A 25123-nucleotide genomic window follows, 5' to 3' on the forward strand; every position below is an offset into this window, starting at 1 on the left:
CCTTTATTACCAAAGAAGGCAATGGTCGTGGTAAGAGTAATGCCTATATCGCAGGTACAGGCATTGACGTAGGTGCAGATATCTTCCAGCGGGGATTATGCCTGCCAAGTGATAACAAGATGACTGCCGAACAGCAGGATGAGATTATCGAGATTGTTCATAAATGTTTTGAATAGGGAAATTGTATGCTGGAGATGATGTTTTTGTGTATAAAATTGTAAAACGGTCATTCGATTTAATTTCAGCGCTTACATTGTTAATCCTAATAAGTCCTTTATATTTGTTGTTGATTATACTTGTGAAATATAAAATAGGATCACCTGTTTTTTTTGAACAAAAAAGAAGTGGAATGGGGATGAAACCTTTTTATATAAAAAAGTTTAGATCGATGACAGAGGAAAAGGATTCACAAGGAAAATATTTACCAGATTCTGAGCGGATTACACAATTTGGAGCTTTTTTACGTTCGACATCGTTGGACGAGTTGCCGCAGTTGATATCAATCATTAAAGGTGAGATGTCAGTGATTGGGCCAAGACCTTTACCAACGCATTATGATGCATATTATACAGCAAGGGAAAAATTAAGGTTTAAGGTAAGGGGCGGACTAATATCGCCAGAAGTGATGTATGATAATATACGTCCATCATGGGATGAACAATTAGAATATGAGGCTGATTATGTAGAGCGGCTTTCATGGGAAATTGATGCCAAAATCATGGTGACGGTTTTTAAGGGATTGTTCAAGAGATATTCAAGTGACTATGGCGATTATGAAAGAACAGATTTAGATATAGAGAGAAATGGTGAAATTAAGTGATTGTGTCAATACATCAGCCTGATTATTTACCGTGGTTGGGCTTATACTACAAAATGGCTCATTCAGATATATTTGTATATCTAGATGATGCACAATATTCAAATACAGCAGATCATAATGTAAATAAAATTAAAACTTCTCAGGGAGAGTTTCGATTAAAAGTACCCGTAGAACAGCATTTGGGAGATTTAATATGTAATGTTCGAACGAAAGATGAATTAGGATGGAAAAAGAAACATTTAAAAACTATAAGAATGAATTACTCAAAAGCAGCTTACTTTGACGATGTTTATCCGCATTTCCAAAAAATAATAATGGATCATTCTGGTACTATTGCTGATTTAAATATTGCCATAAATGAATATATTTGTGCCGGATTTGGTATAGATGTAAAAGTTGTAAAAAGTTCAGAATTAGATATAAAAACAGTTCGTGAGACAAGAGTTATAGATATTTGCTTGCAATTAGGAGCCGATGAATATTTATCAGGAAATGGCGCGCGAGCTTATCAGGTCGAAAGTCATTTTGCTGATCGAGGATTGAAATTGTCGTATTTAAAATATAAGCCGATTTCCTATAAGCAGTTATGGCCAAAAGTGGGATTCTTACCTTGTATGTCAGCAATCGATTACGTGTTTAATTGTGGATTTGACTGGTCTTATGTTGAGCAGCAAGTAAATATGTTGAATGGATAATAGTTTGAAGTGTAATGTGTGATAAATATGAAAGTATTAGTGATTGCGCCCCATCCAGACGATGAAGTCTTGGGATGTGGTGGTACAATAGCAAAATATGTGAGCCAAGGGGATAAGGTATACGTCTGTATTGTAACCAAAGGATGTGAACCGTTATTCGCTATGGATGGTGTAATCAAAGTCCGAAATGAATGCGTCAAGGCGGATAAATTCCTCGGTGTAGAGAAAACAATATTTCTAGACTTCCCTGCTGCGATGCTGGAGGACGTTCCACGTTATAAGCTAAACGATGCCTTGGTAAAAGTGGTGCAGGAGGTAAAACCAGATATTGTATATCTACCACATCGAGGCGATATGCAACTGGATCATAAAATGACAGTCGATGCTGCTATGGTAGCTCTGCGTCCTAAATACGCACATGTTATCAAAAAAATTTATGCGTATGAAACCTTGTCGGAAACAGGCTGGGATGTTCCGAATGTCACCAATGAATTCATACCGAACGCCTACCATGATATTAGCGAATATCTGGAAAATAAGCTGATAGCCATGAATATGTTTACAACACAGCTGGCACAGTTCCCCAATGCCCGTTCTATTGAAGCGATAAAGGCTTTAGCTATGTATAGAGGGGCAACTGTGAACTGCATGGCTGCGGAGGCGTTTTCCCTAATTCGAGAAATTATCTGACAGGAGAAATTATGAATATTCTTTTTACTGGCGTAGGGCGTAGGATAGAACTCGTGCAAGCTTTTCGCAATGCAGCTTTGGTATTAAATAAAGAACTGAAAATATATGGAGCCGATATGGCCGGAACAGCACCAGCGTTGACTTATTGTGACTATACAAGAAAAGTAGTTGCTATGAATGATCCGGCGTATATACAAAATCTTATCGATATTTGTGTAGCAGATAAAATTGATTTACTGATACCAACTATTGATACGGATTTGCTGGTGCTCAGTGAAAATAAAGAACGTTTCGATATGATTGGCACAAAAGTCATGATTAGTGAGTCGGATAAGATTCGTATCTGCCGTGATAAGAATAATACGTCACAATTCTTTGTGGATTGCGGCCTCCAGGCTCCTATGCCGGTGAATGATTGGCAGGAATATAAAGATGGTTATCCGGCATTTATAAAACCGAAAGATGGATCCAGTTCAATAAACGCATATAAAGTAGATAATGAAGAAGAATTGGAAGTCTACGCAGGACAGGTAGAAGATTATATCGTACAGCCATTTGTAGCTGGCCGGGAATATACGATAGATATTTTTTGTGACTGGAATGGTGAGCCGATATCTATAGTTCCGCGTGAACGTCTGCAGGTAAGGGCTGGCGAAGTTCTGAAAACGGAAATCTGCATGGATAAAACCATGATAGAAGAAGCAAAAAAACTTTGTAAAATTTTTCAGCCGTGTGGCCCTATGACGGTTCAACTGATTCGGGATAAAGATGGTATTGACTGGTTTATAGAAATCAATCCCCGCTTTGGTGGTGGTGCACCTCTCTCAATGAAGGCAGGAGCCAGAAGCGCCGAAGCTATCCTGAAACTTATGGACGGCGAAGGCGTCAGCTATCAATATGATGTTGCCGATGGTGCGATTTACAGCCGATTTGACCAGTCTGTATGTATCAAAGAAGGAAAAAGCAAAATCAAAGGCGTTATTTTTGATTTGGATGATACTTTGTACAGTGAAAAAGAATATGTCGCATCAGGATTTAAAGCGGTGAGCGATTATTTTGGTGGCGGCTATGAGGATAAACTTTGGCAGTATTTTAAGGCTGGAAAACCAGCGGTAGATGAGCTAGTAAAAGAACTCAATTGTGAGACAACAGAGATGACTGCGTTGAAAGTGTATCGTAATCATAAGCCGCAAATCCACTTGTATGATGGCGTAAAAGAAATGCTGGAAGCAATACGTCAAAAGGGAATCCGTATAGGGATTATCACAGACGGCAGGCCGGAAGGTCAGCGTAATAAAATAGAAGCATTAGACCTTGAAAAAATGGTAGATGATATCATTATTACAGATGAATTGGGAGGAGTGCAGTTTAGAAAGCCTTGCGATATTGCTTTTAGGATAATGCTTACTCGTTGGCGATTAAATCCTGCAGATGTTATTTATGTCGGGGATAATGTTGTTAAAGATTTTCAGGCTCCATCAAAACTTGGAATGAAAAGTTGTTGGTTTAAAAATAAAAATGGAGTATATTCTCATGAATTTATGTCGAAAGATATAGTAAATGTGGATTCGTTTACTCAATTAAATAAGTTGATTATGGGGAAGTGAACTGAAGAAAATATGAATGATGAAAAGGAACTATTATTGCAAATGCAAAAAAAACAATTAGAAATGTTGCATGAGTTAGATAGAGTGTGCCGTAAAAATAATTTACGATATGCATTATCTAGCGGAACATGTCTTGGGGCTGTTCGACATGGTGGCTTTATTCCATGGGATGATGATATTGATGTTTATATGTCGTGGCAAGATGCGGAAAAACTAGTGCGATGTCAGAGTGATTTTCAGGATAAGTATTTTGTGCAAAGTTATAAAACGGATCCTGAATTTACCTCTATACATTATCGATTATGTGATTCAACGACTTCGTGTTTTTTAGAAGAAACACGAGGGAAAGATATTAATCATGGCATTTTTTTAGATATTTATATTTATTATCCTTATCCAGATAATAAGTTAAAAGCCCATAAAGTCATACTGGATTCTTTTATTTATCGTGTTTTAGTGTCAAATAGTGGACCTAAAAATCATGGAGGTATAGCGAAGTTTTTGGGCGATGTCGTTTTTAAGTTTTATAAAGGAAAGCGCAGAGAAAAGAAAATCATAGAAATTGAAAATGAATTTAAATATAATGGTGGGGAAAAATATGTTGCTACATATTTTGGTAGAGATGCTACACTAATAAATTCTATTATTTACCCAATTGAATGGTTTACGAGTCCCAAATATCTTAAGTTTGAAGATATGGAGGTTCCATGTCCAGGAAATCCTGAACAGTATTGTATCCTTCAATATGGAGAAAATTATATGGAGTTACCACCAAAGGAAAAAAGAAAACCACATCATGACTTTATTTATTTTAGCACGAATGAACCATATAAAAAATTCAAAGGTATTTATTATTAAGGAGTACTGTGAAATATAATGAACTATGGATTAATCCTTGCTGGCGGTGTGGGCCAACGAATGAGAAGAACAGGTATGCCCAAGCAGTTCCTGGAAGTGTTTGGTAAGCCGATTATCATCTATACTTTGCAGAAGTTTGAGTATTGTGAAGACGTTGATGAAGTCGTTATAGCCTGCCATGCATCATGGAAAGAATACATGGAATCGATGATAAAGCGCTATGGACTGAAGAAAATTAAAGCGGTCATATCCGGAGGGAAAGACCGGCAGGATAGTGTTTTGAACGGTTTGAAGTACATACAGTCACATGGAGCAGCACCAGATGATGTAGTAGTCATCCATGATGGAGTGCGGCCATTGATTCAGGAAAACATCCTAAGTGAAAATGTAAGGGTTGCGCATAAATACGGCAATGCTATGACTGTCCGGCCGGTTATCGAATCCGTAGTCATTACGGACAATGACGAAGCTAGTTTTACTGATTTCAAAAAACGTGATGATACATACAGTTTAACGGCACCACAGTCCTTTCAGCTGCAGGTTTTAATGCAGGCCTATGAGGATATCAAAGGGAAAGACACACCGATGCCTTTATTGGATTCTGCGTTGGTATTTACTTATCTTGGTAATAACATTCACATCATAAAAGAAAACAACAATAACATCAAGGTTACCACGCCGGAAGATTATTATATATTGAAGGCTATGCTTGAACTAGAAGAAAATCGCTATGTATTTGGCATCTAATAGGGAGGCTAAGCATGGAAAAACGAGATTTGGCAATCATTATGAAAAGTGCTGTGAACTGGCGGATGTATTTGAACCGGACAGTATTGATCACTGGTGCTACGGGGAGATTAGGGCGCTATATTGTAGAGACTTTGGCAGACGTTGATCTGCAATATAATTTGAATATGCGCATTATCGGCTTAGCACGCAATGAAGAAAAAGCCCATGAAGTGTTCGATAACTTGCTGGACCTTCCTAATGTGGAATTTCTTTATCAGGATGTAAACACGCCTGTCGAATATGACGGCAAGATTGATTATATTTTCCATACTGCCGGCCCTGCTGCACCGAAAGACTATGATACGCCAACCAATACCCTTTGGGCACATGTCAATGGCACACATAATATTATGGAATGCGCCAGAGAACATCAGACAAAGCGTGTTTTCTATATTTCCACGGTTGAAGTCTATGGTGCATGGGAACATGATGAAAAAATCAAGGAAAACGACATGGGGGTTATGCAGCATCTGAATTCTCGTGCTTGTTATCCAGAAGCAAAAAGACTTTGCGAAACCATGCTGGCAACCTATAAACAGGAATATGGTATTTCCTATTGTGGTGTACGTCTTTGTCATACATTAGGCCCAGGGATATCTCTTGATGATGGACGCGGTTTTGCCGAATTCATGGATTGTGTGCTGAAAAATAGGGATATTGTTCTCCACTCGGATGGGGGTGCTATGCGAACCTATACATATGTGGCTGATGCTGTAAATGCCATGTTCCTCATTATGGATAAGGGAGAAGATGGTTTCTACAACGTAGCTAATGAAGAAAATCTCATCAGCATCCGTGATTTAGCAGAAACCATGGTAACATTGTTGCCGGATAGAACGTGTAAAGTTAGATTTTCTATGGAAGCTGCAAAACTACAATATCTGCCATTTAGGCTTGCGATTCTCGATACAAGCAAAGTGCGTGACCTAGGTTGGAAGCCAGTAACAGATATAAAGACCATGTTTAGGTGGACACTGGAATCATTCCTTTAAATATGAGAGGTCAGATAAAATGGCGAAAGATTTGCCTGTGGTAGCAGTATTAATGAGTACCTATAACGGAGAAAAATATATTCGGGAACAATTGGATAGTATTTTTTATCAGCAAGGAGTATCTGTAAGACTGTTTGTTCGTGATGATGGATCTACAGATAAAACGTTGAAAATATTGCGAGAATATTCCTGTAAATATCCAATTGAAACATTCACAGATGGAGAAAATGTTCGTCCAGGTGAAAGCTTTATGCGGTTGGTATATCAATATGCAGACAAGCCTGACATTCAGTATTACGCTTTTGCTGATCAGGATGATATTTGGTTAGAAGACAAGTTATTGACAGCTGTAGAGGCAATACAATTAAAACAATGGCATGGTCCTGTTTTATACTCATCTAATCAATATATATATATTGATGGTGAAAATAAAGGTAATAGACATAAAACGATACAACGAACGGATCTTATATCCCATATGACTAGAAACACTATAGCAGGTTGTACATTCGTATTTAATAAGCAGTTGGCGCAGTTATTAAAAACTGCAGGTGAACCAGATTCTAGAGTTATCAAATGTCGATTACATGATGCATGGATAATGTTGATATCCATAGTTTGCGGGCAAGTGATATATGATGAAAAGGCGCATATGCTTTATCGGATCCATGATGAAAATACAGTGGGGATTCGTAAGATATCTTTGATAGAAAAAATTAGAAAGATAAAAAAAATAATCTTTAGACAAAATGGTGCCAATATAAGACTGATTACTTCGAGAGAAATGCTTAGATTATTCGGAGAAAAAATGTCTACCGATAGTAAACGAATATTACATTTATATGCAGATTATCAAAAAAGTTGGAAAGATAAAATTAATTTGATGTTGAATTGCGATATTTGTAATGAATGTTTGGAAAATAAGTGGTTTTTTAGATTAAAAATCTTATTTAATTTTATTTAGGGTTAGGACGAATATGATAAAAGGTGTTAAGTTATGATTGTTTTTTAGCAGTAGTAATTTCTGTTTTTAGCATTTACTTATATTTCATAACACAAAAAATATTTTCTCCGCCTATGATTGCTTGTCTATCTTTAGGAGGGGGCGCAATCATTACGGTATTATGAAGCTGTTTGTTATAATAAAAAATTATTAACCAACAATAAAAATATCAGCAAATTACCTTTTTATAATCCAAAGTATATGAAGTGTTTTTCTTCTGCCATGGATATTGATTTTTAGTGGATAAAAAAGAGAGAAAAAATTAATTATGGATATAATGGAGAGTTTTCTTCTGTTCGTATTTTAGATATTATTGAATCAAATATTATGTAATATGGCTTGCATATTATATTAATATGGTTAGTGGATTTTAGTTTAAAAGGAAATACGATAATGGTTTATAATTTTTTAAGTATTTGTTCTATTATATTACCTAAAATTTATAGAAATAAAAAACTATATTTTATTGTAATGTATGGATTGCTGGCCGTTGTTGCAGGTTTCAGGGGAGCATCTGTTGGGACGGATACAGCCAGTTATGCATATGATTATTATGATGGGAAAAATTTATTGATAGATGATGTTGTTATGGTGGAAAGTACAAGATTGGAACGCGGCGTGTTGTTAGTAATGAAACTAGCTTGTGTGTTATGGGATAGCCCCATAACATTCAATTGCCTGATGTCATTTTTTACTTTTTTCCTAGTAGGATTTTTTGTATATAACAACATTAAGCAATATGAATTAGCGACTTTTATAATTGTGTCATTTGGCTTCTTCTTTTATATGATGAATGCGGAGCGACAAGCACTATCAATTGCTGTTTGCGTAAATTCGTATCCTTATATTATTAGGAATGAAAAGTGCAAGACGATATTAATTTTATGTGTTGCATCATTATTTCATAATAGCATTTGGATTATGCTCCCAATAATGATCACATATTGGTTGTTAAGTAAAAAAAGATTTGCTTATAAAAGAAATTGTTTGAAACTTTTATTATTATCGGTATTAACTGTAGGCGTGTTGTATTGTGGATATGAGTATATTACTAATAACCTAGAATTACTAAATGGTGTATATGTAGGTTATTTTTCGTATTTTAGCAATTTTAACGCACCTGACTTGGTAGGGAAGTTTCTCATGTTTCAAGGCGTTTTGTTTTTTATTATTGCAATTTTTATAAATAGTTTTCGACTAAGTGAAGATGATGCAAAAGAAAATTTTTTTATTGGACAGATGCTGGTAATGGCTTGTGTAATGCTTGTGGCAGAAGTCACTGTGATGCGAATTTTTTATCGATTTGTGGATACATTTTCTTTCCCTTTATGCATGGGAATTCCTAAAGTATTGGATCTTATAGCATCAGGAACAGGAAAAACGATTATAAAGTATTGTATTTATGTACTGGGGCTGTTGTACATGAATTACATGATGTATAGTGGGATTCAAGGAATATGGCCGTATGAAATTGGTCTATAGGGGGGAACATAAAAATATGACAAATTTAAATGATCCTTTATTATCGGTTACTATTCCTGTATTTAATATGGAAGACTATTTAAGCAGATGCATGGATTCCCTTTTAGCTCAACAATATAGAAATATTGAGATAATTGCAGTTGATGATGGATCTACAGATAGATCATTAGAAATATTAAATAACTATGCGAAAAAAGATAAGCGAATACATGTAATTCATCAAGAAAATAAAGGCTTAGTGGCGGCTAGAGAGACTGCATTGAAGGTGGCGAATGGTGAGTATATATCCTTCTTGGATCCTGATGATTGGATTGATGCTGATTATTATTATGGCTTGATTAGTTTTATGGAAGAAGAATGTTTAGATATTGGTATTGGTGGATTCGTTATCAATTATGATGACGAACAAAAAAGTATATTTAAAAGAACCAAAAAATGTATTTATGATAAAAAAAACGCTATGATAAAAATGTTTTCATTTGATGGGTATAGGTGGGAACTATGGGATAAGATTTATAGAGCAAAAGTTATAAAGACTACGAAAGTAGATTCTAAAATAAAGTGTGGAGAGGACTTGTTTAGGAATTGGTTTGCATTTTCAAATTCGGAACGTATCGGATATGTTCCGTTGTATGGATATCATTATTATCAGCGAGTGAATAGCATGACTAAAAAAAGTGGCATTAAATATAATGAGATGGTTAGTTATGTGTTTGATGAACTTGAATGTTATGCGAAAAATAAACCGGAAATATATAAAAGTTTTAAAATTAGGAGGTTGATTTTTGTCATACATGAGTGTTGGAGATTGATGAAGGATAAAAGTGATGATAATAATATTAAAAAGATGATAGCATATATGATTGATAACATTGGGGATTATATTTTTTTGCCGTTAAGAACTAAAGCGTTATTCTTTGTAGTTATGATAAATGTATTGATAAAAAGATAATAAGGAATTCATATAATTAACTCAAACTTTGCACATCTAGAACAAGTCCTATATTAGGCGTGGCATAGGGAATGAAGTGATAAAACAGTAACCTCATGCATCCCGGTTCAGGCAACTCTGCCATACATTGGACAGATTTTCAAAGAAGGAATCAAGCATGGCATTAAGATCATTTTCAAGGGGAAGTCATTTTTCTGTTATCATGGATACAAGTTTTTTCAAAACCACTATCAGTGCATCCATGTACTTCAAATCCTGCAATTCATTGCATGAAATATAGAACAATTCGTCAATACTCCGCTTGTCGACTGTCCTGCGTTATTCCAGAGATAACAGCATATATCTAACCAAGACAACAGACACATGGGCGGTCATCGCATCATAAGACATGGTTCTGCTCCCTTTGCCGAGTTTAAGATATGATTTGCACATTTTGAAGAAGACTTCTATATTCCAGCGCTTGCCATAGGTTTGGATGATTTCTTCTTCGGACAGATTAATATCCGTAGAAACCAAAATCAGATAATCCTGTCGGTTGTTCCTGTTTCTGACAAAGACCAGTTTTACCGGAATGGCTTCTTTTTCTTTTACGGCTTCAGCTTCCATGGAAAGAAGATAGGGGGAAAGGCTACGGCGTTTCTTTGCTGCTCGAAAAATAGCAGGCCAATGACATCGTAGCCAATATCCTTGACTTGTAGCAATGAAGATGGCGAACAGAACTAAGTGTCAAAAAGGACATAATTTGCTGGAATATCAGCACTTTTGCATCTTTCAGCAAGTTTGGCATCACGCTGGTAGCCTTGGACTGAGTCAGCTTACGTAGTTTGCCGCCATTGCTTTTGACATCAATAGATTCGGATGCTTCCTGTAGTCGGTTTTCACGTTCGGTAGGGGATAGTAGGCACTGACTCAATGGCAGGAAGGAATTCTCATCACTCAATCCAAGCGTTAACATGTGGAAATCTTTGGTGTCCTTATGCGCTAGCTACCATATTTGTGGCATAATCCCTCGGTTTGTGTTGTGTTAATTTAGCTAATTTCATTATACAAAGCGGAGTCGGATTAGTTTTATCTCGAGCAATGAATTAAAAACAGATATTTTTTATGAGGTAGTGTTAGAATTTGTTTTGGAGGAGAGTAGATGTATTTATGAATAAGATGACGATAACTATAGTTGAAACAAATAGTATAACATTTTGTCCGCCTGATATAAATCTAATTGAAAATTTATTAAATAATAATCATAAGGTTAACCTTATATCAAATGAAATCCACCTTTTGAAAAATGATATATTGAATCATAAAAATTTTAAGGGGTTTGAATTAAATTATAAGTCGAAACATATAGGGATTATTGATAGAGCGTTTTCTAGGATAGTTGATGCAAAAAAATGTCGGGCATTAGTTCGGAGAGTTATGAAGAATTCTGATGTACTTTGGACAACATCAGAGCAGTCTGTACGCTGCTTAGGTAGCTTGGTGTTTGAATATAAACATGTTTTCCAATTAATGGAATTAACATATAGAGGGAATTATTTTCATAATAGGTTATTATCCTTTGATTTATCAAAAATCGCTCAACATGCATGGAGGGTAGTTGTTCCAGAAATAAATAGAGCGTATATTATGAAAACGTGGTTTGATTTAAAAAAAAATCCATATGTATTACCCAATAAACCATATTCCTTAACCCTTGGGGAAATCACGGATGATATGCTATATGGGCTAGAGAAAATGAAAAAGGAAGAAAGGAAAATTGTATTATATTTAGGCGGAATTTGGCCAGATCGAGATTTAGAGCCTGTAGCAAAAGCTTTATCGCGTATGAATGATGAATATGCACTTTATATTATAGGAAAAGCATATAACAAAAAATGCCAGCAAAAACTTGAACAAATTATAGGTGAATATCCTATAGAATATTTGGGAAGTTTTACGCCACCCAAACATTTGCAATTTGTAAAATATGCACATATAGGATTATTATCATATAGACCAGAAAAAAGCATAGACTTGGGAGTTGAGTTAAATGCTTTATATTGCGCACCTAATAAAATATATGAATATGCTGCGTATGGCGTTCCGATGATAGGATCAGATGTTCTTGGATTACGTTATCCTTTTGAAAAATATGGTATAGGATCAATATATGAAGATAATACGGATTCATCAATAGAATCTGCGATAAAAAGTGTTGAGCGCGATTACCAAAATATGCATGAAAGATGTTATGACTTTTATAATGATTGTGATTTAGATTCTATTGTAAAAAAGATTTTGTATGATAATTGATTTAAGTGCTTTTGTACTTATAGGGCGATGTCTAATGTTACAATGTAAGCAGAACTTAAATATTAGAAAGTGTGCGATGCCTTTGACATTATAGGAGTGTAGTGATGAAGATAGCTATATTTACAATAATAGGACGAGGTCCGGGGACGAAGTTGCAAAATTATGCGTTACAAACATATCTAGAAAATACTTTTAATGCGGAAGTCAAAACTATTCGTAGAAGTGGGTACTACTATTATCCTTTAATATTTAGAAATTGTATAAGGAATTTTTCTATTAAAGATTTTGCAAGGTATATTATAAAAAAATCATTTCGAATACAGGTGAAATATGAAAAACGAATACAGGCTAATTGGATTGATTTTGATCATAATATCAACTATACAGATTATAGCTGTAAAAAAACTTCTGCTGCAATCGATGTTAACTTGAATGACAAATTTGACTATTTTGTTGTAGGGAGTGACCAAGTATGGAATTATAATTGGTATTCAGATATTAATTATTTTAAGCATATCGATTCAAAGAAATGTCTTTCTTATGCTGCAAGTTTTGGCGTCTACGATATTAATAACGAACAGGCTGATAATGCCCGTGAGGCATTAAATCATTTGAAAGGCATAAGTGTTCGTGAAGATGCTGGTATGAAGATTGCAGAAAAGTTAACGAATAAGCTTGTAGTAAGAAATATTGATCCGACGTTCCTTCTAGATAGAGAAGATTGGAAAAAAATTGCTAAAAAACCCAAAAATGATATTGATAAGAATTATATCGTAGCTTTCTTCTTGGGAAATATTTCCAAGGAACGTCATGATAGAATTGAAAAGCTAGCAAAGGAAAAAGATTGTGAAGTGATGTGGATTTTGCGGAAAGAATATCCACTTTGGGAAGATTTTGGCCCAGCGGAGTTTTTGTACAGTATTTCACATGCTAAAGGTGTGGTTACGGATTCTTTCCATGGAACAGTATTTTCGATTATTTTCCGTAAACCGTTCTATTCTTTGAATCGTGATCAGAATTTGCAGAATATGAATTCACGTTTAGATACGGTTCTAAATTTGTTCAGTTTACAAGACAGGCATGTATTTGATGAGAATATGTCTGCAAATAATTTCTTGTTTACGTATTCAGATTCAATAGATAATGTGATTGAAAGAGAAAGAGAAAACGCAAAAAAATATTTTGAACGCATGTTTCGCTAGGGAGTGAAGGGATGCAGCTATATATTGTCTGGTCTGTATTGTTTGTTTTGTATGTACTGTATAAGTTGGTTTTTAGAAGTTCATTTTTACGCGAAGAGGCTGGTATTTCAAGAGCGTGTACAGACTCGATGAAGGCGTTGGCGATTATTGGGATAATGCTTGCTCATGTAGCTGTGCAGTATCATGGTCCAAACTATATTGGGCCATTGAGGCCCTTAATCGCTAGCTTAGGAGCATTTGGGGTTCAAGTGTTCTTTTTTTTGAGTGGTTTTGGAACTTATTATTCTATACAGAAGACAAATAGATATTTGTCTTGGGGGGGGCGACATGGATTACGCTTGATTTGCTCTTTTGTGATTTGCTATGTGCTTACCTGTTTAATTTATTTATTGTTTGATAAAAATGTATTTGATATTCATGATTTCGTGTTTTTGTTGATGCCATATTGTACGACATGGTACTTGAAAATACAGATATTGTTTTATTTCTTTTTGGTACTTGCAGTCTGGATTTTTAGACGCTATAGCCATAATGAGAATATGGTAGCTGTCTATGTACTTATATTATCTGTAGGATGTACATTGCTTTTACAATATTTTGGTTTTGAAGATTGGTGGTGGAAAAGTAATTTATGCTTTGCCTTAGGAATCGGAGTGGCCATCAACATTGAGAAACTTAAATTGAAAATCAATGGTTCCAATAGACAGGTCTTAATACTGACGTTCATGGCGATATGTGTGTATATCATATGTATGAAATTTGATCGTCATTGGGTATTGGGGCCGGTTTTAGCCATGGTAAGGATGTTGGTGATCTTTTGCTGGTTTTACGCCATACGGTTTTTTTCAAGGGCAAAGATTATTTCGAAATATACGTTGGAAATCTATTTGATACATATAGGTTTGATTGAGTTGTTTGTGAAGGACGTTAATAATTCCGGGCCGGTGATGTTGCTGTTGACATTTACTTTGGTTGCTTCATGGCTTGCAAATAAAATTGTATCAAGAGTAATGAAATGGATTTAGTGTATTGTTTTTGAGGTCGAGAAATTTGATTGACATTAAAATGAAAGAGGATTGTTGCGGGTGTAATGCTTGCGGGGATATTTGCCCTAAGGGAGCGATATCTTTTGTGACAGATGAGGAAGGTTTCTGGTATCCGCAGATTGACAAATCAAAATGTGTGGATTGTGGTCTTTGTGAGAAGGTTTGTCCGATGCTGCATGTGGATGACTTGCGTGAGCGCAATACAACCCAGCCTGTTTGTTATGAGGGACAGCATAAGAATATTGAGGTAGTTTTTGCTAGTACATCTGGTGGAATGTTTACGGCGTTAGCGGATGCTGCATATCGTAAGAAGGGGTATGTTGGCGGAGCTGTGCATAATGAGGATTTTTCGGTATCGCAGTTTATCAGCAATGACCGACAGGATTTGCAGAGGCTCCGGCGGTCGAAGGATTTGCAGAGTAATTCGGAGGGCTTTTTCCGAGAGGTTCGGAAGGCTGTGCAGACTGGTGAGCAGGTTTTGGTTTGCGGTGTTCCTTGTCAGATGGCTGCATTGCGTTCATTCCTGCAAAAGGATTATGACAATCTCGTTATTGTCGATCTTATTTGTCTCGGCGTAAATTCGCCAAAGGTGTGGCGGAAATATCTGGACTACATTGAGGAAGAGCATGGGGCAAAGATTGTCAATACGGAAAATAAGAACAAGGAATATGGCTGGCGCAATCTGACGCAGAAATTCCTGTTGGCAAATGGGGAAGAAATTTTCGATACTTGTGAAAATAGTCTGTTTACCAAGGGCTTTATTGGCTCACGTCTATATTGTCGTCCTTCCTGTTATGCGTGCAAGTTCAAGGGCTTCCCGAGATTGGCTGATATTACGATTGGCGATTACTGGGGTAAGGAAAAGCACAGTGATAAGACGGATGATAATCTTGGTACGTCTGTGATTCTGGTGAATACAAATAAGGGCGCGACGTATTTTGAGCAGGTAAAAAAACGGATTCACTGTAAGGAAATTCCTTTGGAGTGGATAGTTCAAGGAAATCCAGCATTGGTAAAACCGATTGCTACAAATACCAATGTCAATCGGAACGATTTTTTCTGCGAGTTAGAGCGGGATGCATTTCCTCAAGTGGTGGAAAAATATAGTAAGGCAGGCGTGCTGACAGGAAAAGCAAGGTTAAAACAGTTGCTTCGTCCTGTTTTGCAGAAGATGCGCTTTGCTAAAAAAGTGTTACGAGTAACTCGTTGTCATCCGAAGGCGCTTTACCAGACTGTGCGTTACAGTGGAATTAAGAATCTGTGGCAGCAACGTGGCATCTTGTGTGGTACGCATTGTGTTTTGGAGATTCATCCGAAAGCACAGTTGAACTTTAAAGGTTTGCTGACATTGGGGGCTAAAGGCCGTTTTCCGACAAGTTCATTGGAAACAAGATTGCTGGTAGCTTCTAAGGGAAAATTGGAAATCTTAGGGGATATGATTATTGGCTATGGTAGTGATATCGAAGTCTTTGAAGGAGCACAGCTGATTATTCATGGGAACAAGCATGGCGTCAGCGATACGAATATCGGCTGCACGATTATCTGTGGTAAGCAAATAGAGATTCAAGCGGATGTTGGCATGGGGCGTAATGTGCTGATTCGGGATAATAATGGCAACCACTATATGAATACGTCAGGATATCGTACTGCCCGACCGGTTGTTATTGGTGAAAAGGCATGGCTCTGTGAGTCCTGTACGATTATGCCGGGGGTAAAAATCGGACGTGGCGCCATTGTGGGAGCTGAGTCGATGGTAACATCATCTGTACCGGCACATGCGTTGGTATTTGGTTCGCCGGCAGAAGTTGTTGAGAAAAATGTATTGTGGAAAGTGTGATGGTGAATCATGAAAGTTCTCGTCATTGGAGGTATGGGCGTTATCGGCGGTGCGATAACCAAGGCGGCTGCATCAAAAGGTTATGATGTATACGTGTTGAGTAGGCGTAATTTGTCAAATGAATGGATTTCGCTAGGGGTTAACGGTATATCTGGCAATTGGCTGGATGATGAATTTGCGTCGAAGGTGGTTTCTGGCGGATATGATGTAATTGTTGATACTTTGGTGTTTGATGAAAAGCGACTAATCAAATCAATGAAAATGGTAGATGGTCATTGTAAGCAGTATGTCTATATTTCAACAGATTCTGTGTATCCTCATCCAGCAGAAAGGCTTTCCGAAGATAATCCCATAAGCATTAAGGAGATTCATTGGGATTATGGTATAAAAAAACGACAAGCGGAGTTGACTTTAGCAAAGTATGGTGAAGGTTGTGGCTTTGAATGGACATGTATTAGACCAACTATCACCTTTGGTAACAGTAGAATACCGGTGGGATTTGCCTCTAAACGTGGTACTTATACATTGGCACAAAGAATTATAGATGGACGTCCAATCGTAAGATTTGATGATTCAAGTACGAGACATGCTGTTTGCCATACCTCTATATTTGGTGAAGCAGTGGTGGGGTTGTTTTTGAGTGAAAATTCGTTTGGACAATCTTATCATATATCGGATGATTACGCTTATACCTATGATGAGATTTTTGGAGCAATGGAAGAAATATTGCAATCTAAGGGAATATATGTAAATGTTCCTGTAAGTAAAGTGAAGCGATATAGTAAAGCGCTTTATGAAGAGATGATATATGATAAGAATCCTAACTTTACATTGGATAATAGTAAAATTAAAACTGTTGTTCCAAATTTGAGTTATCATGTAGATATCAAGAAAGTAATGGTGAGTACATTATCAGAATTAAAAAAGTCTAGTCTTGTTGATGAAGAATATAATTATATAACGGATAACTTGATTTTAGAGCAAGCATTGAAAATTGATAATCCTAAGCTTAGTCGGCAGGTGAATGTTTATTTGGATTCGCTTCCGTGCAAGTATAGAGATACTTTGATGCGGTTTAGACGAAAAAGGCAAATATTAAACTGGTTAACTCCATTAAGAAAATGTAAAAGAACCTTGAAAAATGTTTTGCGTCCGATAAGAGATGCTGTTAAATGAAACAAAATAGTTTACGCATAGTCAAGAATACCATATTTTTGTATATTCGCATGGCATGTATGATGCTGGTAGCGTTGTATACTTCGCGGGTTATACTTCAGTCTTTAGGCGTTCAAGATTATGGTATCTATCAAACTGTTGGTGGAATTGTAGGGTTATTGTCATTTGTCAATTCTATATTATCCAGTGGGACATCCCGCTTTTTGACCTTTGAGTTTGGTAAAGGCATTACGGAGCGATTGAAGGCAACATTTTCCACTTTGCTGAGTGTGCATATCGGAATATCAATAGTTTTTGTTATTCTGGCAGAAATCGTTGGACTTTGGCTGATTGACAACAAGCTGAATATCCCTGTAGAGCAGTTATTGATAGCAAAGATTGTATTTCAATTTACAATCGTAACGGGATTTCTTAGTATTACACAGGTTCCCTATACAGCGGTTATCATTGCTCATGAAAATATGAAAATATATGCCTATATGGGACTGCTGGAGGTTTTTCTGAAACTGGGAATTGCGATGGCGATTGACTGTTTTGCGGAAACTCGTTTGTTGATTTATGCGGCACTGCTTTGTGGAGCACAGGTGAGCATTTTAAGCTTCTATCGCATATATTGCATCCGCAATTACCAGGAAAGCAAGTTTTGCAGGCATTTATTCGATGGACAGATTTTGCGGGAAGTGGGGAGCTTTTCTGTATGGAGTACATTTGCTGGAATATCAGTAGCGTTGTTGCAGTATGGAACAATGCTGCTATTGAACATGTTCTTCTCACCGGCGTTAGTGGCGGCTCGGGCGCTGAATGATCAAGTGAGCAATGCAGTCAATCAGTTTGTCCAAAATTTTCGTACGGCGGCCAATCCGCAAATTGTAAAACGTTTTGCAGTAGGGGATTATGATGGTTCGCGGCATTTATTACTGGTTAGCACCAGATTGTCATATTGTTTGATGTTGATGGTAGCAATACCGGTGATTTTTCTGGCAAGCCCCTTGCTTCATCTATGGTTGGTGCAGGTGCCGGAATATTTGGTTGCATTTGTGCAATGGACGATGGTGCAGAATCTGTTTAGTGTCTTTGATGCCTGCTTCTATACAGCAATTTATGCCAAAGGCAGGTTACGGGAGAATGCACTGTTGGCCCCCGCTATTGATGTTGTTATTATACTGGCTGTTTATGTGCTGTTTTTGCAGGGATATTCACCAATGGTAATCTGCTACGCCTTTGTAGCTATGGCCTTTTTGGAAGGTTTGGTAGAAAAGCCTTTTATATTGTGCCGGTATGTTGGTTATTCATTGAAAGAAATCTGGTATGTGGTATTGAGGTGCATGTGGGTTACGATTCTGTCTGTTCCGTTGCCATATCTGGTATGGAGAGAAGTGGACACTTTCCAGCCAATAGGATTCACATTCGTATGCCTGGCTGCGGTTGTTTCAGTGTTTATCGCTGGATCCTTTGTGGGCATGACTGGATATGAGCGTCTAGAAGTATGGGGATTATTGCAGAATAAGTTGAATAAAAAGAAAAATAACAGGAGGCAATTATGATTTCGCAGGAACAATTTATTAATGATTTGCAGACAATGCTGAAAACTGATGAAGAAGTGGCTATTGATATGGATTTGTTGGATATCGAAGCATGGGATTCTTTCAGTATGGTGGCTTTTATGGCGATGACAGAAGAGAAGTATCAAGTAAAATTAGACAAATTCACTGTGGCTGAAGCTGTACTAGTAGAAGACCTCTATGATGCTGTGGTAAATGCAGCAGGCTGATTGTATTTTATGGGGGAAAGATTGATGAAGTGTCTGATAACCGATTATTTTGATGAAGTGGCAGCTAAATATCCTGATGATGTAGCATTCGTAGACAGAAAGCGTGAAATCAGTTTTCGGCAACTGCAAGCAGAGGCATTCAAGGTGGCAACGGCTGTAATTGATAGTGGTTGCTTCAAGATGCCTGTCATGATTTATATGGATAAAAGTTCAGATTGCATCGCTTCCTTTTTAGGAACGACGTACAGTGGTAATTTTTATTCGCCTATTGATACGAAAATGCCGGTATCACGCATAAAAAAAATCGTGGATACGTTGCAACCAGCTGTGGTTATTACGCATGCCAGCCAAAAAGAGAAGGTATCAGAATTTGCGCCGCACGCTTTGATATTGATCTATGAGGAAATGATGTCACAAGTTGTGGGCAATGAGAACAGTGTCCGCGCCGTTACGCAGCGTGTAGTTGATACGGATGTTCTTTATGCATTGTTTACTTCCGGTTCGACAGGAACGCCAAAAGGCGTGTTGATAAATCAGCGGAATGTCATAGATTATGTCAACTGGTTGATGGCTAATTATGACATGGGGGAAGATACCGTTATTGCCAATGAAGCCCCCTTTTATTTTGATTTGTCCGTACAGGATGTTTATCTGCCGATTTTAGGTGGCTGTAAAACGGTTTTGATCAATCAAAGGTTATTGGCTTCACCGGTACGGGTATGGAAGGAAATGATTAAATATCAGGTTAATACGTTGTTCTGGATTCCATCCATGCTCAGCTTGTATGCCAATATGGATATTTTGGCACATGTTGATAAGTTGCCATTTAAGGACATTTTGTTCTGTGGTGAGGTAATGCCGGTCAAGCAGCTTAACTATTGGCGGAAGTATTATCCGGAAACGAAATTTGTCAATCTTTATGGGCCGACTGAATGTACGGTGGCATGCACATATTACGATATAAATCGAGATTTTGCGGATGATGATATCCTGCCCATTGGCAAGCCTTGTGCGAACGTAGATGCTATGATTATCGACGAGAATGATAAGCTGGTGAAAGAACCGGGCGTGGAAGGTGAATTGTGCATCCGAGGGACAACGGTAGGTTTGGGATATTTCCGTAATCCGGAAAAGACGGCGCAGGTATTTATCCAGAATCCCACCCATCAGGATTATCCGGAAGTGGTCTATCGAACTGGGGATTTGGTGACATATAATGAGCGGCATGAACTCATGTATATTGGTCGTAGGGACTTTCAGGTTAAGCGTCGGGGGTATCGCATAGAGTTAGGCGAGATTGAGGCAGTTGCTTCGTCGCTACCGGAAGTTACCTATAATTGCTGTCTTTATAAGGCCGATACACAAGATTTGGTTTTTGTCTATACCGGTGATATTGCAGTTGATGAATTGAAACAGAAACTGGCTATTCGGTTGCAGGAATATATGGTGCCGACAGTTTTCTATAAACGAGAAACTATGCGATTTAATCTTAATGGAAAAATTGATCGATTAGCATTAGGAAAAGAATATGGATTGAATTGACATAGTTAGTATATCTGTCATAGCGATGGCAGATACAGTAGTTGTAACCGCGACTAATGTCTTTGGGAATGGAGATAAAATAACGAGTCAATGAAAATAGTAATTTTAAAAGAATATTTATCGATGGTTTAGGTAGTTATGTGTAGTTGTGGCTAATTTGTAATGATGGAAAGATATATATTGGCAGAAATCTGTAGCTAATAACTGGAGGAGCATTGATGAAAGTTCTGGTAACTGGAGGAGCAGGTTTTATTGGTTCGCATTTAGTGCGTTGGCTTTTACAGGCTGAGTATTAAGTGTTTGTCCTAGATAATGTTAGTTCCGGGGCATGGCAACAATTACCGACAAAGGAGAATTGCTGTACTTATTGGCAAGTAGATATTCGAGATGTGTTTGCAAAAGAGAAAATTTAACAGGTGAAATTTGATGTCATTGTTCATTTAGCTGCCCAAACGATGGTAGATTCATCCATAAAAAATCCGATTTTTGATGCATCTGAAAATATTATGGGGACACTTAATGTGCTAGAGGCTGCGCGCCAGTGTGGAGCACGAGTCGTTTTTGCTTCAACGGCAGCTGCTTATGGCGATGTAGTCGAAGATGATTTGCCAGTGGTAGAGTCACAGGCGCTTTCCCCGCAGTCGTTTTATGGATTGACGAAAGTCGGTGTTGAGAAATATCTGGCGCTTTATCATCAGCATTATGGGCTGGACTATGTTGTTTGCCGGTTTGCAAATGTATATGGAGAGCGCCAGGGCGATAAAGGCGAAGGTGGTGTAATCAGCATCTTCGCGAAGCGAATTGCTGCGGGCAAGGACATTACTATCTATGGAGACGGTACTCAGACGCGTGATTTCGTGTATGCAGGCGATATTGCACGTGGTATTTGCAAGGCAACGACGACAAAAAATGTGAATACCGTGTATAACCTTAGCACGCAGACCGAGACAAGTTTGCTTGATTTGGTGAAAATCATGGGGAAGGTTTCAGGATGTAATATTATTCCGAAATTTGGTCCGGTGCGTGAGGGGGATATTTATCGTTCGATGCTTTCGAATCAAAAGGCAAAAGAAGACCTTGGCTGGGAGCCACAGGTTTCATTAGCAGATGGTTTGCGGCGGACGATGGCCTATTTTCAGTCAAATTGACATGTCAGAATGATGTATTTTCAAGATAAGAGATAGAAGTATGAGGTGATTGAATGTTTATAGTAAAGAAAAATTCTGAGATGATGAATAAGACGTTCCGCCTGCCGGTGGATTTGGTGGAGCGGCTGACGGAGGTGGCGAGGACGCAGGATGTGTCGGTGAATAATTTGGTGCAGCAGTGTTGCGAGTATGCGCTGGGGGATATGGCCGGTGAGGCACATCAGGATGCGAAGCAGCGGACGTGAGCGGGTGATGGGGCTTTTCGGAATAACAGAGCATAAAAAACCATCGTTCTCGGATAGGTGAGAACGATGGTTTTTATAATCTTTGGGGGATAAGACGTTCCGCCTGCCGGTGGAGCTGGTGCAGGCTCCGCTGAGGCAGCAAAGGTGCAGGAGAGAAGAAGGAGATTGGCGAAAAAGAACGAATGATATTATTATCGAGGAAGAAAAGCGCATTTTTTACGTTGGAAGGATGCGCAGAGAAGACAGGGGGAGTTCTACATGAACGATGAGACGAAGCGGGTTCGTGAGGCATTGGAGCAGTTAGAGGAGATGCAGGCGCATGAAAGCAGCTATGCACAGATCAATAAGCTGCAAGGCCTTTTGAATACCTTTGCGAAGCTGGAACGTGCCGGCGAGCTTATGGCCGATGATCTTGCCGCACGCGACGGGCGCAGCAGGGAGCAGGTTTTGGCAGATTTTTACCGTCAGGTGGGGATGTAACGGACTGCCGTAGCGGGAACGCTGTCGATTGGTGTCGGTCGTTGCTTTTCTTTCGTTTTCCAGCATGATATAATACATGGGATGGTTTTCTGATGCAAGAAAAACCATCCCATTTTTCTTTTAGAGAGAAGGCATGACATGCACAATATCCTGACGCCTCGATTCTGGTCCCCGTTTCAGATGATCGTGATGAGTTTTTTGGGGCTGATAGCTGCCGGAACCATTTTGCTTATGATACCGGCGGCAACGGCGGAGGGAAAGGGCGCACCTTTTCTGACCGCCTTTTTCACGACGGTATCGGCTTCCTGTGTAACCGGGCTGACCGTAGAAAATACCGGAATTTATTGGTCGGGATTCGGACAGGCTGTTATTTTATTTTTGATTCAGATTGGCGGTCTGGGGGTCGTGACCATGGCTGTGACGCTGACCATGGCTTCTGGGCGCCGTATTGATCTGATGCAGCGAAGTACCATGCAGGAGGCTTTGGCTGTGCCGCAGCTGGGCGGTATTGTCCGCATTTTGCGGTTTATTTTGAAATTTACTTTTGGGATAGAGGCGATTGGCGCCTTGCTGCTTATGCCGGTATTTTGCCGGGATTATGGTTGGAGTCAGGGTGTGTGGATGGCGGTATTCCATGCTGTGTCGGCATTTTGCAATGCCGGTTTTGATTTGTTGGGGACGCGCGGCGGAGGGTCGCTTATGGCGTACGCCGGAGATCCATTGGTCAATCTGACGATTATGGCTTTGATTGTCGCTGGCGGATTGGGATTTATTACCTGGGCGGATTTACATGTAAACGGTTGGCGGTTTCGGGCGTATCGTCTGCAGACGAAAATCATTTTGACCATGACAGGGCTGCTCATCGTTGTTCCGGCCGCCATTTTGTTTTTTCAAGAGCTTTCCGGTGAGCCGTTTGGCCTTCGTGTTCTGGAGTCCTTGTTTCAGGCAGTGACTCCGAGGACGGCCGGCTTTAATACCATTGACATCGAGTCGCTGAGCGAGGAGGGGCGGATTATTCTGGTCGTTTTGATGCTTACCGGTGGTTCGCCGGGATCGACGGCTGGCGGCATTAAGACCACGACGGCATTTACGCTGGCCGCAACGGCCGCGGCTTCACTTCGCATGCGGGCGGATGTGGAGTGTTTTTCTCGCAGGCTGGCACCGGAAACCCGCCAGCAGGCTCTGACTATTTTTTTGCTGTATTTGATGCTGTTTAGTGGCAGTACCTATCTGATCTGTGTGCTGGATTCCATACCCGTGGTGGATTGTATGGTGGAAACGTCGTCTGCATTGGGGACAGTAGGCCTGTCTATTGGCCTGACAGAAAAGCTGGGAAGCATTTCTCAGCTGGTGCTGTGCGGATTGATGTTTTTTGGCCGGGTCGGGGCTCTGACTATGATTTACGCTATGCATGCCCGCCGCAGACCGAGTCTGGGCCGTATGCCGGAAGAAAAGATTACTGTAGGATGAGGTGAAGGTTATGAGAAAGTCTGTCCTATTGATTGGGCTGGGACGTTATGGGCGTCATGTTGCGCAAAAATTGCATGAAATGAATCATGATATTCTTGCTGTGGATAAAAATGAAGAACTGGTTAATCTGACGCTTCCCTATGTTACCAACGCATTGGTGGCAGACAGCACCGATGTCCGATTTTTGGAGTCGCTGGGGATTCGGAATTTTGATCTTTGCATTGTGGCCATTGGGGATGATTTTCAAAGTTCTTTGGAGACGACTTGTCAGCTAAAGGATATGGGGGCAAAGTATGTTGTTGCCCGCGCTTCCAGAGGGATTCATGAGAAATTTCTGCTGCGCAATGGAGCGGATGAGGTGGTTTATCCGGAAAAGCAGCTGGCGCAATGGACGGCGATCCGCTATGGATACGACCATATTCTGGATTATTTTCAGCTTAGTGATCAGTATGCTGTGTATGAGATTCCGATGCCGGCTGAGTGGGCGGGGCATACTATCGGTGAATTGAAGGTTCGCCAGAATTATCATGTGAATGTTTTGGGGCTCAAGGCGCACGGCAGCCTCAGTGTGGACATTACGCCTCAGACGAGGATGAATGCGGAAGATTCTGTTCTGATCGTGGCCCGGCGTGAAGCGGCGCAGAAATTTTTTGCGATATGAGGCAAAAAGAGGGTTGACAGGATGGGAAAAGCCGTGTATTATAATACAAGTCGTCAGCAACCGGGGACGGATGCGCGGCAGCTGATCTCATTGTTTTTGTTCCGAGGTTGAGAAAAAGTTCTTGACAAACGGAAATGGATGAGATAGAATATAAAAGCTGAATCCGATAAGAACTTTGAAAGTTCTGAAAGATGAAGCTCAGGTGGTTCTCTGAAAACTAAACAATGCAACATGAATTATTTGTGATTCAAGCCAGATGTTTTTAAAACATCGATTGATTATGAACATAAGCAATCGGCAATTTCTTTACTAAGCTTCATTTTTGAAGTTTAGACCAAAAAGATTATTAGAGCCAATCAAGGTTC

Annotated in this window: 24 protein-coding genes and 1 pseudogene; 23 read left to right on the top strand and 2 right to left on the bottom strand. The window is 38.9% G+C overall.

Features of this window, described 5'->3' with window-relative positions; translation table 11 throughout:
* Positions 1-205 precede the first annotated feature (205 nt).
* The 10 genes from FYJ78_RS12410 to FYJ78_RS12455 all read left to right on the top strand — a co-directional run bounded on the left by FYJ78_RS12410 (position 206) and on the right by FYJ78_RS12455 (position 9888).
* Entirely contained in the window at positions 206-820 is a 615-nt protein-coding gene (locus tag FYJ78_RS12410) for a sugar transferase (protein WP_195847976.1), read from the top strand.
* 2 nt (positions 821-822) lie between these two features.
* Complete coding sequence (locus FYJ78_RS12415; protein ID WP_206671404.1) at positions 823-1515, top strand: WbqC family protein; 693 nt, start codon at positions 823-825, stop codon at positions 1513-1515.
* A 27-nt stretch (positions 1516-1542) separates the two neighbouring features.
* The gene (locus FYJ78_RS12420; RefSeq protein WP_154621711.1) at positions 1543-2205 is read left to right on the top strand and encodes a PIG-L deacetylase family protein; all 663 of its coding nucleotides are present in this window, start codon (positions 1543-1545) and stop codon (positions 2203-2205) included.
* 11 nt (positions 2206-2216) lie between these two features.
* Positions 2217-3812 carry an HAD-IA family hydrolase gene (locus FYJ78_RS12425; protein ID WP_154621712.1) on the top strand — a complete coding sequence of 532 codons (1596 nt, stop codon included), beginning with the start codon at positions 2217-2219 and terminating at the stop codon, positions 3810-3812.
* 12 nt (positions 3813-3824) lie between these two features.
* The gene (locus tag FYJ78_RS12430) at positions 3825-4670 is read left to right on the top strand and encodes a LicD family protein (RefSeq protein WP_154621713.1); all 846 of its coding nucleotides are present in this window, start codon (positions 3825-3827) and stop codon (positions 4668-4670) included.
* 18 nt (positions 4671-4688) lie between these two features.
* Positions 4689-5417, top strand: a complete 729-nt coding sequence (locus tag FYJ78_RS12435) for an IspD/TarI family cytidylyltransferase (protein ID WP_154621714.1) — start codon at positions 4689-4691, stop codon at positions 5415-5417.
* 14 nt (positions 5418-5431) lie between these two features.
* Positions 5432-6451: an NAD-dependent epimerase/dehydratase family protein gene (locus tag FYJ78_RS12440; RefSeq protein WP_154621715.1), complete on the top strand. Its 1020-nt coding sequence runs from the start codon at positions 5432-5434 to the stop codon at positions 6449-6451.
* A 19-nt stretch (positions 6452-6470) separates the two neighbouring features.
* Positions 6471-7415 (top strand): glycosyltransferase, encoded by a 945-nt coding sequence (locus FYJ78_RS12445; protein WP_154621716.1) that lies wholly within the window; start codon positions 6471-6473, stop codon positions 7413-7415.
* 510 nt (positions 7416-7925) lie between these two features.
* The gene (locus FYJ78_RS12450; RefSeq protein WP_195847977.1) at positions 7926-8936 is read left to right on the top strand and encodes an EpsG family protein; all 1011 of its coding nucleotides are present in this window, start codon (positions 7926-7928) and stop codon (positions 8934-8936) included.
* Entirely contained in the window at positions 8920-9888 is a 969-nt protein-coding gene (locus tag FYJ78_RS12455) for a glycosyltransferase family 2 protein (protein WP_154621718.1), read from the top strand. The genes FYJ78_RS12450 and FYJ78_RS12455 overlap by 17 nt, the downstream gene beginning before the upstream one ends.
* 318 nt (positions 9889-10206) lie before the next feature.
* Here the strand turns inward: FYJ78_RS12455 and FYJ78_RS12460 are convergent, their stop codons facing one another.
* Together FYJ78_RS12460 and FYJ78_RS12785 are read right to left on the bottom strand one after the other, a co-directional pair.
* On the bottom strand, positions 10207-10494 hold the full coding sequence (locus FYJ78_RS12460) for a transposase (RefSeq protein ID WP_154621719.1): 288 nt from the start codon (positions 10492-10494) through the stop codon (positions 10207-10209).
* Positions 10495-10516: 22 nt separating this feature from the next.
* The gene (locus FYJ78_RS12785) at positions 10517-10843 is read right to left on the bottom strand and encodes a hypothetical protein (protein ID WP_195847978.1); all 327 of its coding nucleotides are present in this window, start codon (positions 10841-10843) and stop codon (positions 10517-10519) included.
* A 194-nt stretch (positions 10844-11037) separates the two neighbouring features.
* Here FYJ78_RS12785 and FYJ78_RS12465 point away from each other — a divergent pair, with 194 nt between their 5' ends.
* From FYJ78_RS12465 to FYJ78_RS12525, 13 genes and pseudogenes are all read left to right on the top strand, one after another.
* The gene (locus FYJ78_RS12465) at positions 11038-12180 is read left to right on the top strand and encodes a glycosyltransferase (protein ID WP_154621720.1); all 1143 of its coding nucleotides are present in this window, start codon (positions 11038-11040) and stop codon (positions 12178-12180) included.
* A 104-nt stretch (positions 12181-12284) separates the two neighbouring features.
* Positions 12285-13382 (top strand): polysaccharide pyruvyl transferase family protein, encoded by a 1098-nt coding sequence (locus FYJ78_RS12470; protein ID WP_154621721.1) that lies wholly within the window; start codon positions 12285-12287, stop codon positions 13380-13382.
* Between the two features lie 11 nt (positions 13383-13393).
* Positions 13394-14407: an acyltransferase family protein gene (locus tag FYJ78_RS12475; RefSeq protein WP_154621722.1), complete on the top strand. Its 1014-nt coding sequence runs from the start codon at positions 13394-13396 to the stop codon at positions 14405-14407.
* A gap of 40 nt (positions 14408-14447) precedes the next feature.
* Positions 14448-16265: a Coenzyme F420 hydrogenase/dehydrogenase, beta subunit C-terminal domain gene (locus tag FYJ78_RS12480; RefSeq protein ID WP_235900070.1), complete on the top strand. Its 1818-nt coding sequence runs from the start codon at positions 14448-14450 to the stop codon at positions 16263-16265.
* A 9-nt stretch (positions 16266-16274) separates the two neighbouring features.
* Positions 16275-17441, top strand: a complete 1167-nt coding sequence (locus FYJ78_RS12485) for an NAD-dependent epimerase/dehydratase family protein (RefSeq protein WP_154621724.1) — start codon at positions 16275-16277, stop codon at positions 17439-17441.
* A 59-nt stretch (positions 17442-17500) separates the two neighbouring features.
* The gene (locus FYJ78_RS12490; protein WP_195847979.1) at positions 17501-18985 is read left to right on the top strand and encodes a lipopolysaccharide biosynthesis protein; all 1485 of its coding nucleotides are present in this window, start codon (positions 17501-17503) and stop codon (positions 18983-18985) included.
* Positions 18982-19212: a hypothetical protein gene (locus tag FYJ78_RS12495; RefSeq protein ID WP_154621726.1), complete on the top strand. Its 231-nt coding sequence runs from the start codon at positions 18982-18984 to the stop codon at positions 19210-19212. The genes FYJ78_RS12490 and FYJ78_RS12495 overlap by 4 nt, the downstream gene beginning before the upstream one ends.
* A gap of 9 nt (positions 19213-19221) precedes the next feature.
* Positions 19222-20754, top strand: coding sequence for an amino acid adenylation domain-containing protein (locus FYJ78_RS12500; RefSeq protein WP_154621727.1), 1533 nt, complete (start codon positions 19222-19224; stop codon positions 20752-20754).
* 218 nt (positions 20755-20972) lie between these two features.
* Positions 20973-21902, top strand: a pseudogene (locus FYJ78_RS12505) (GDP-mannose 4,6-dehydratase).
* Between the two features lie 53 nt (positions 21903-21955).
* Positions 21956-22147: a hypothetical protein gene (locus FYJ78_RS12510; protein WP_154621728.1), complete on the top strand. Its 192-nt coding sequence runs from the start codon at positions 21956-21958 to the stop codon at positions 22145-22147.
* A gap of 258 nt (positions 22148-22405) precedes the next feature.
* Entirely contained in the window at positions 22406-22627 is a 222-nt protein-coding gene (locus tag FYJ78_RS12515; protein WP_154621729.1) for a hypothetical protein, read from the top strand.
* 138 nt (positions 22628-22765) lie between these two features.
* Positions 22766-24097 (top strand): TrkH family potassium uptake protein, encoded by a 1332-nt coding sequence (locus FYJ78_RS12520; RefSeq protein ID WP_154621730.1) that lies wholly within the window; start codon positions 22766-22768, stop codon positions 24095-24097.
* Positions 24098-24107: 10 nt separating this feature from the next.
* Entirely contained in the window at positions 24108-24758 is a 651-nt protein-coding gene (locus tag FYJ78_RS12525) for a potassium channel family protein (RefSeq protein WP_154621731.1), read from the top strand.
* Positions 24759-25123 lie beyond the last annotated feature (365 nt).

This window comes from Wylensekiella montiformis (assembly GCF_009697385.1).
GTDB classification, from domain to species: Bacteria; Bacillota; Negativicutes; order Selenomonadales; family Selenomonadaceae; genus Selenomonas_A; species Selenomonas_A montiformis.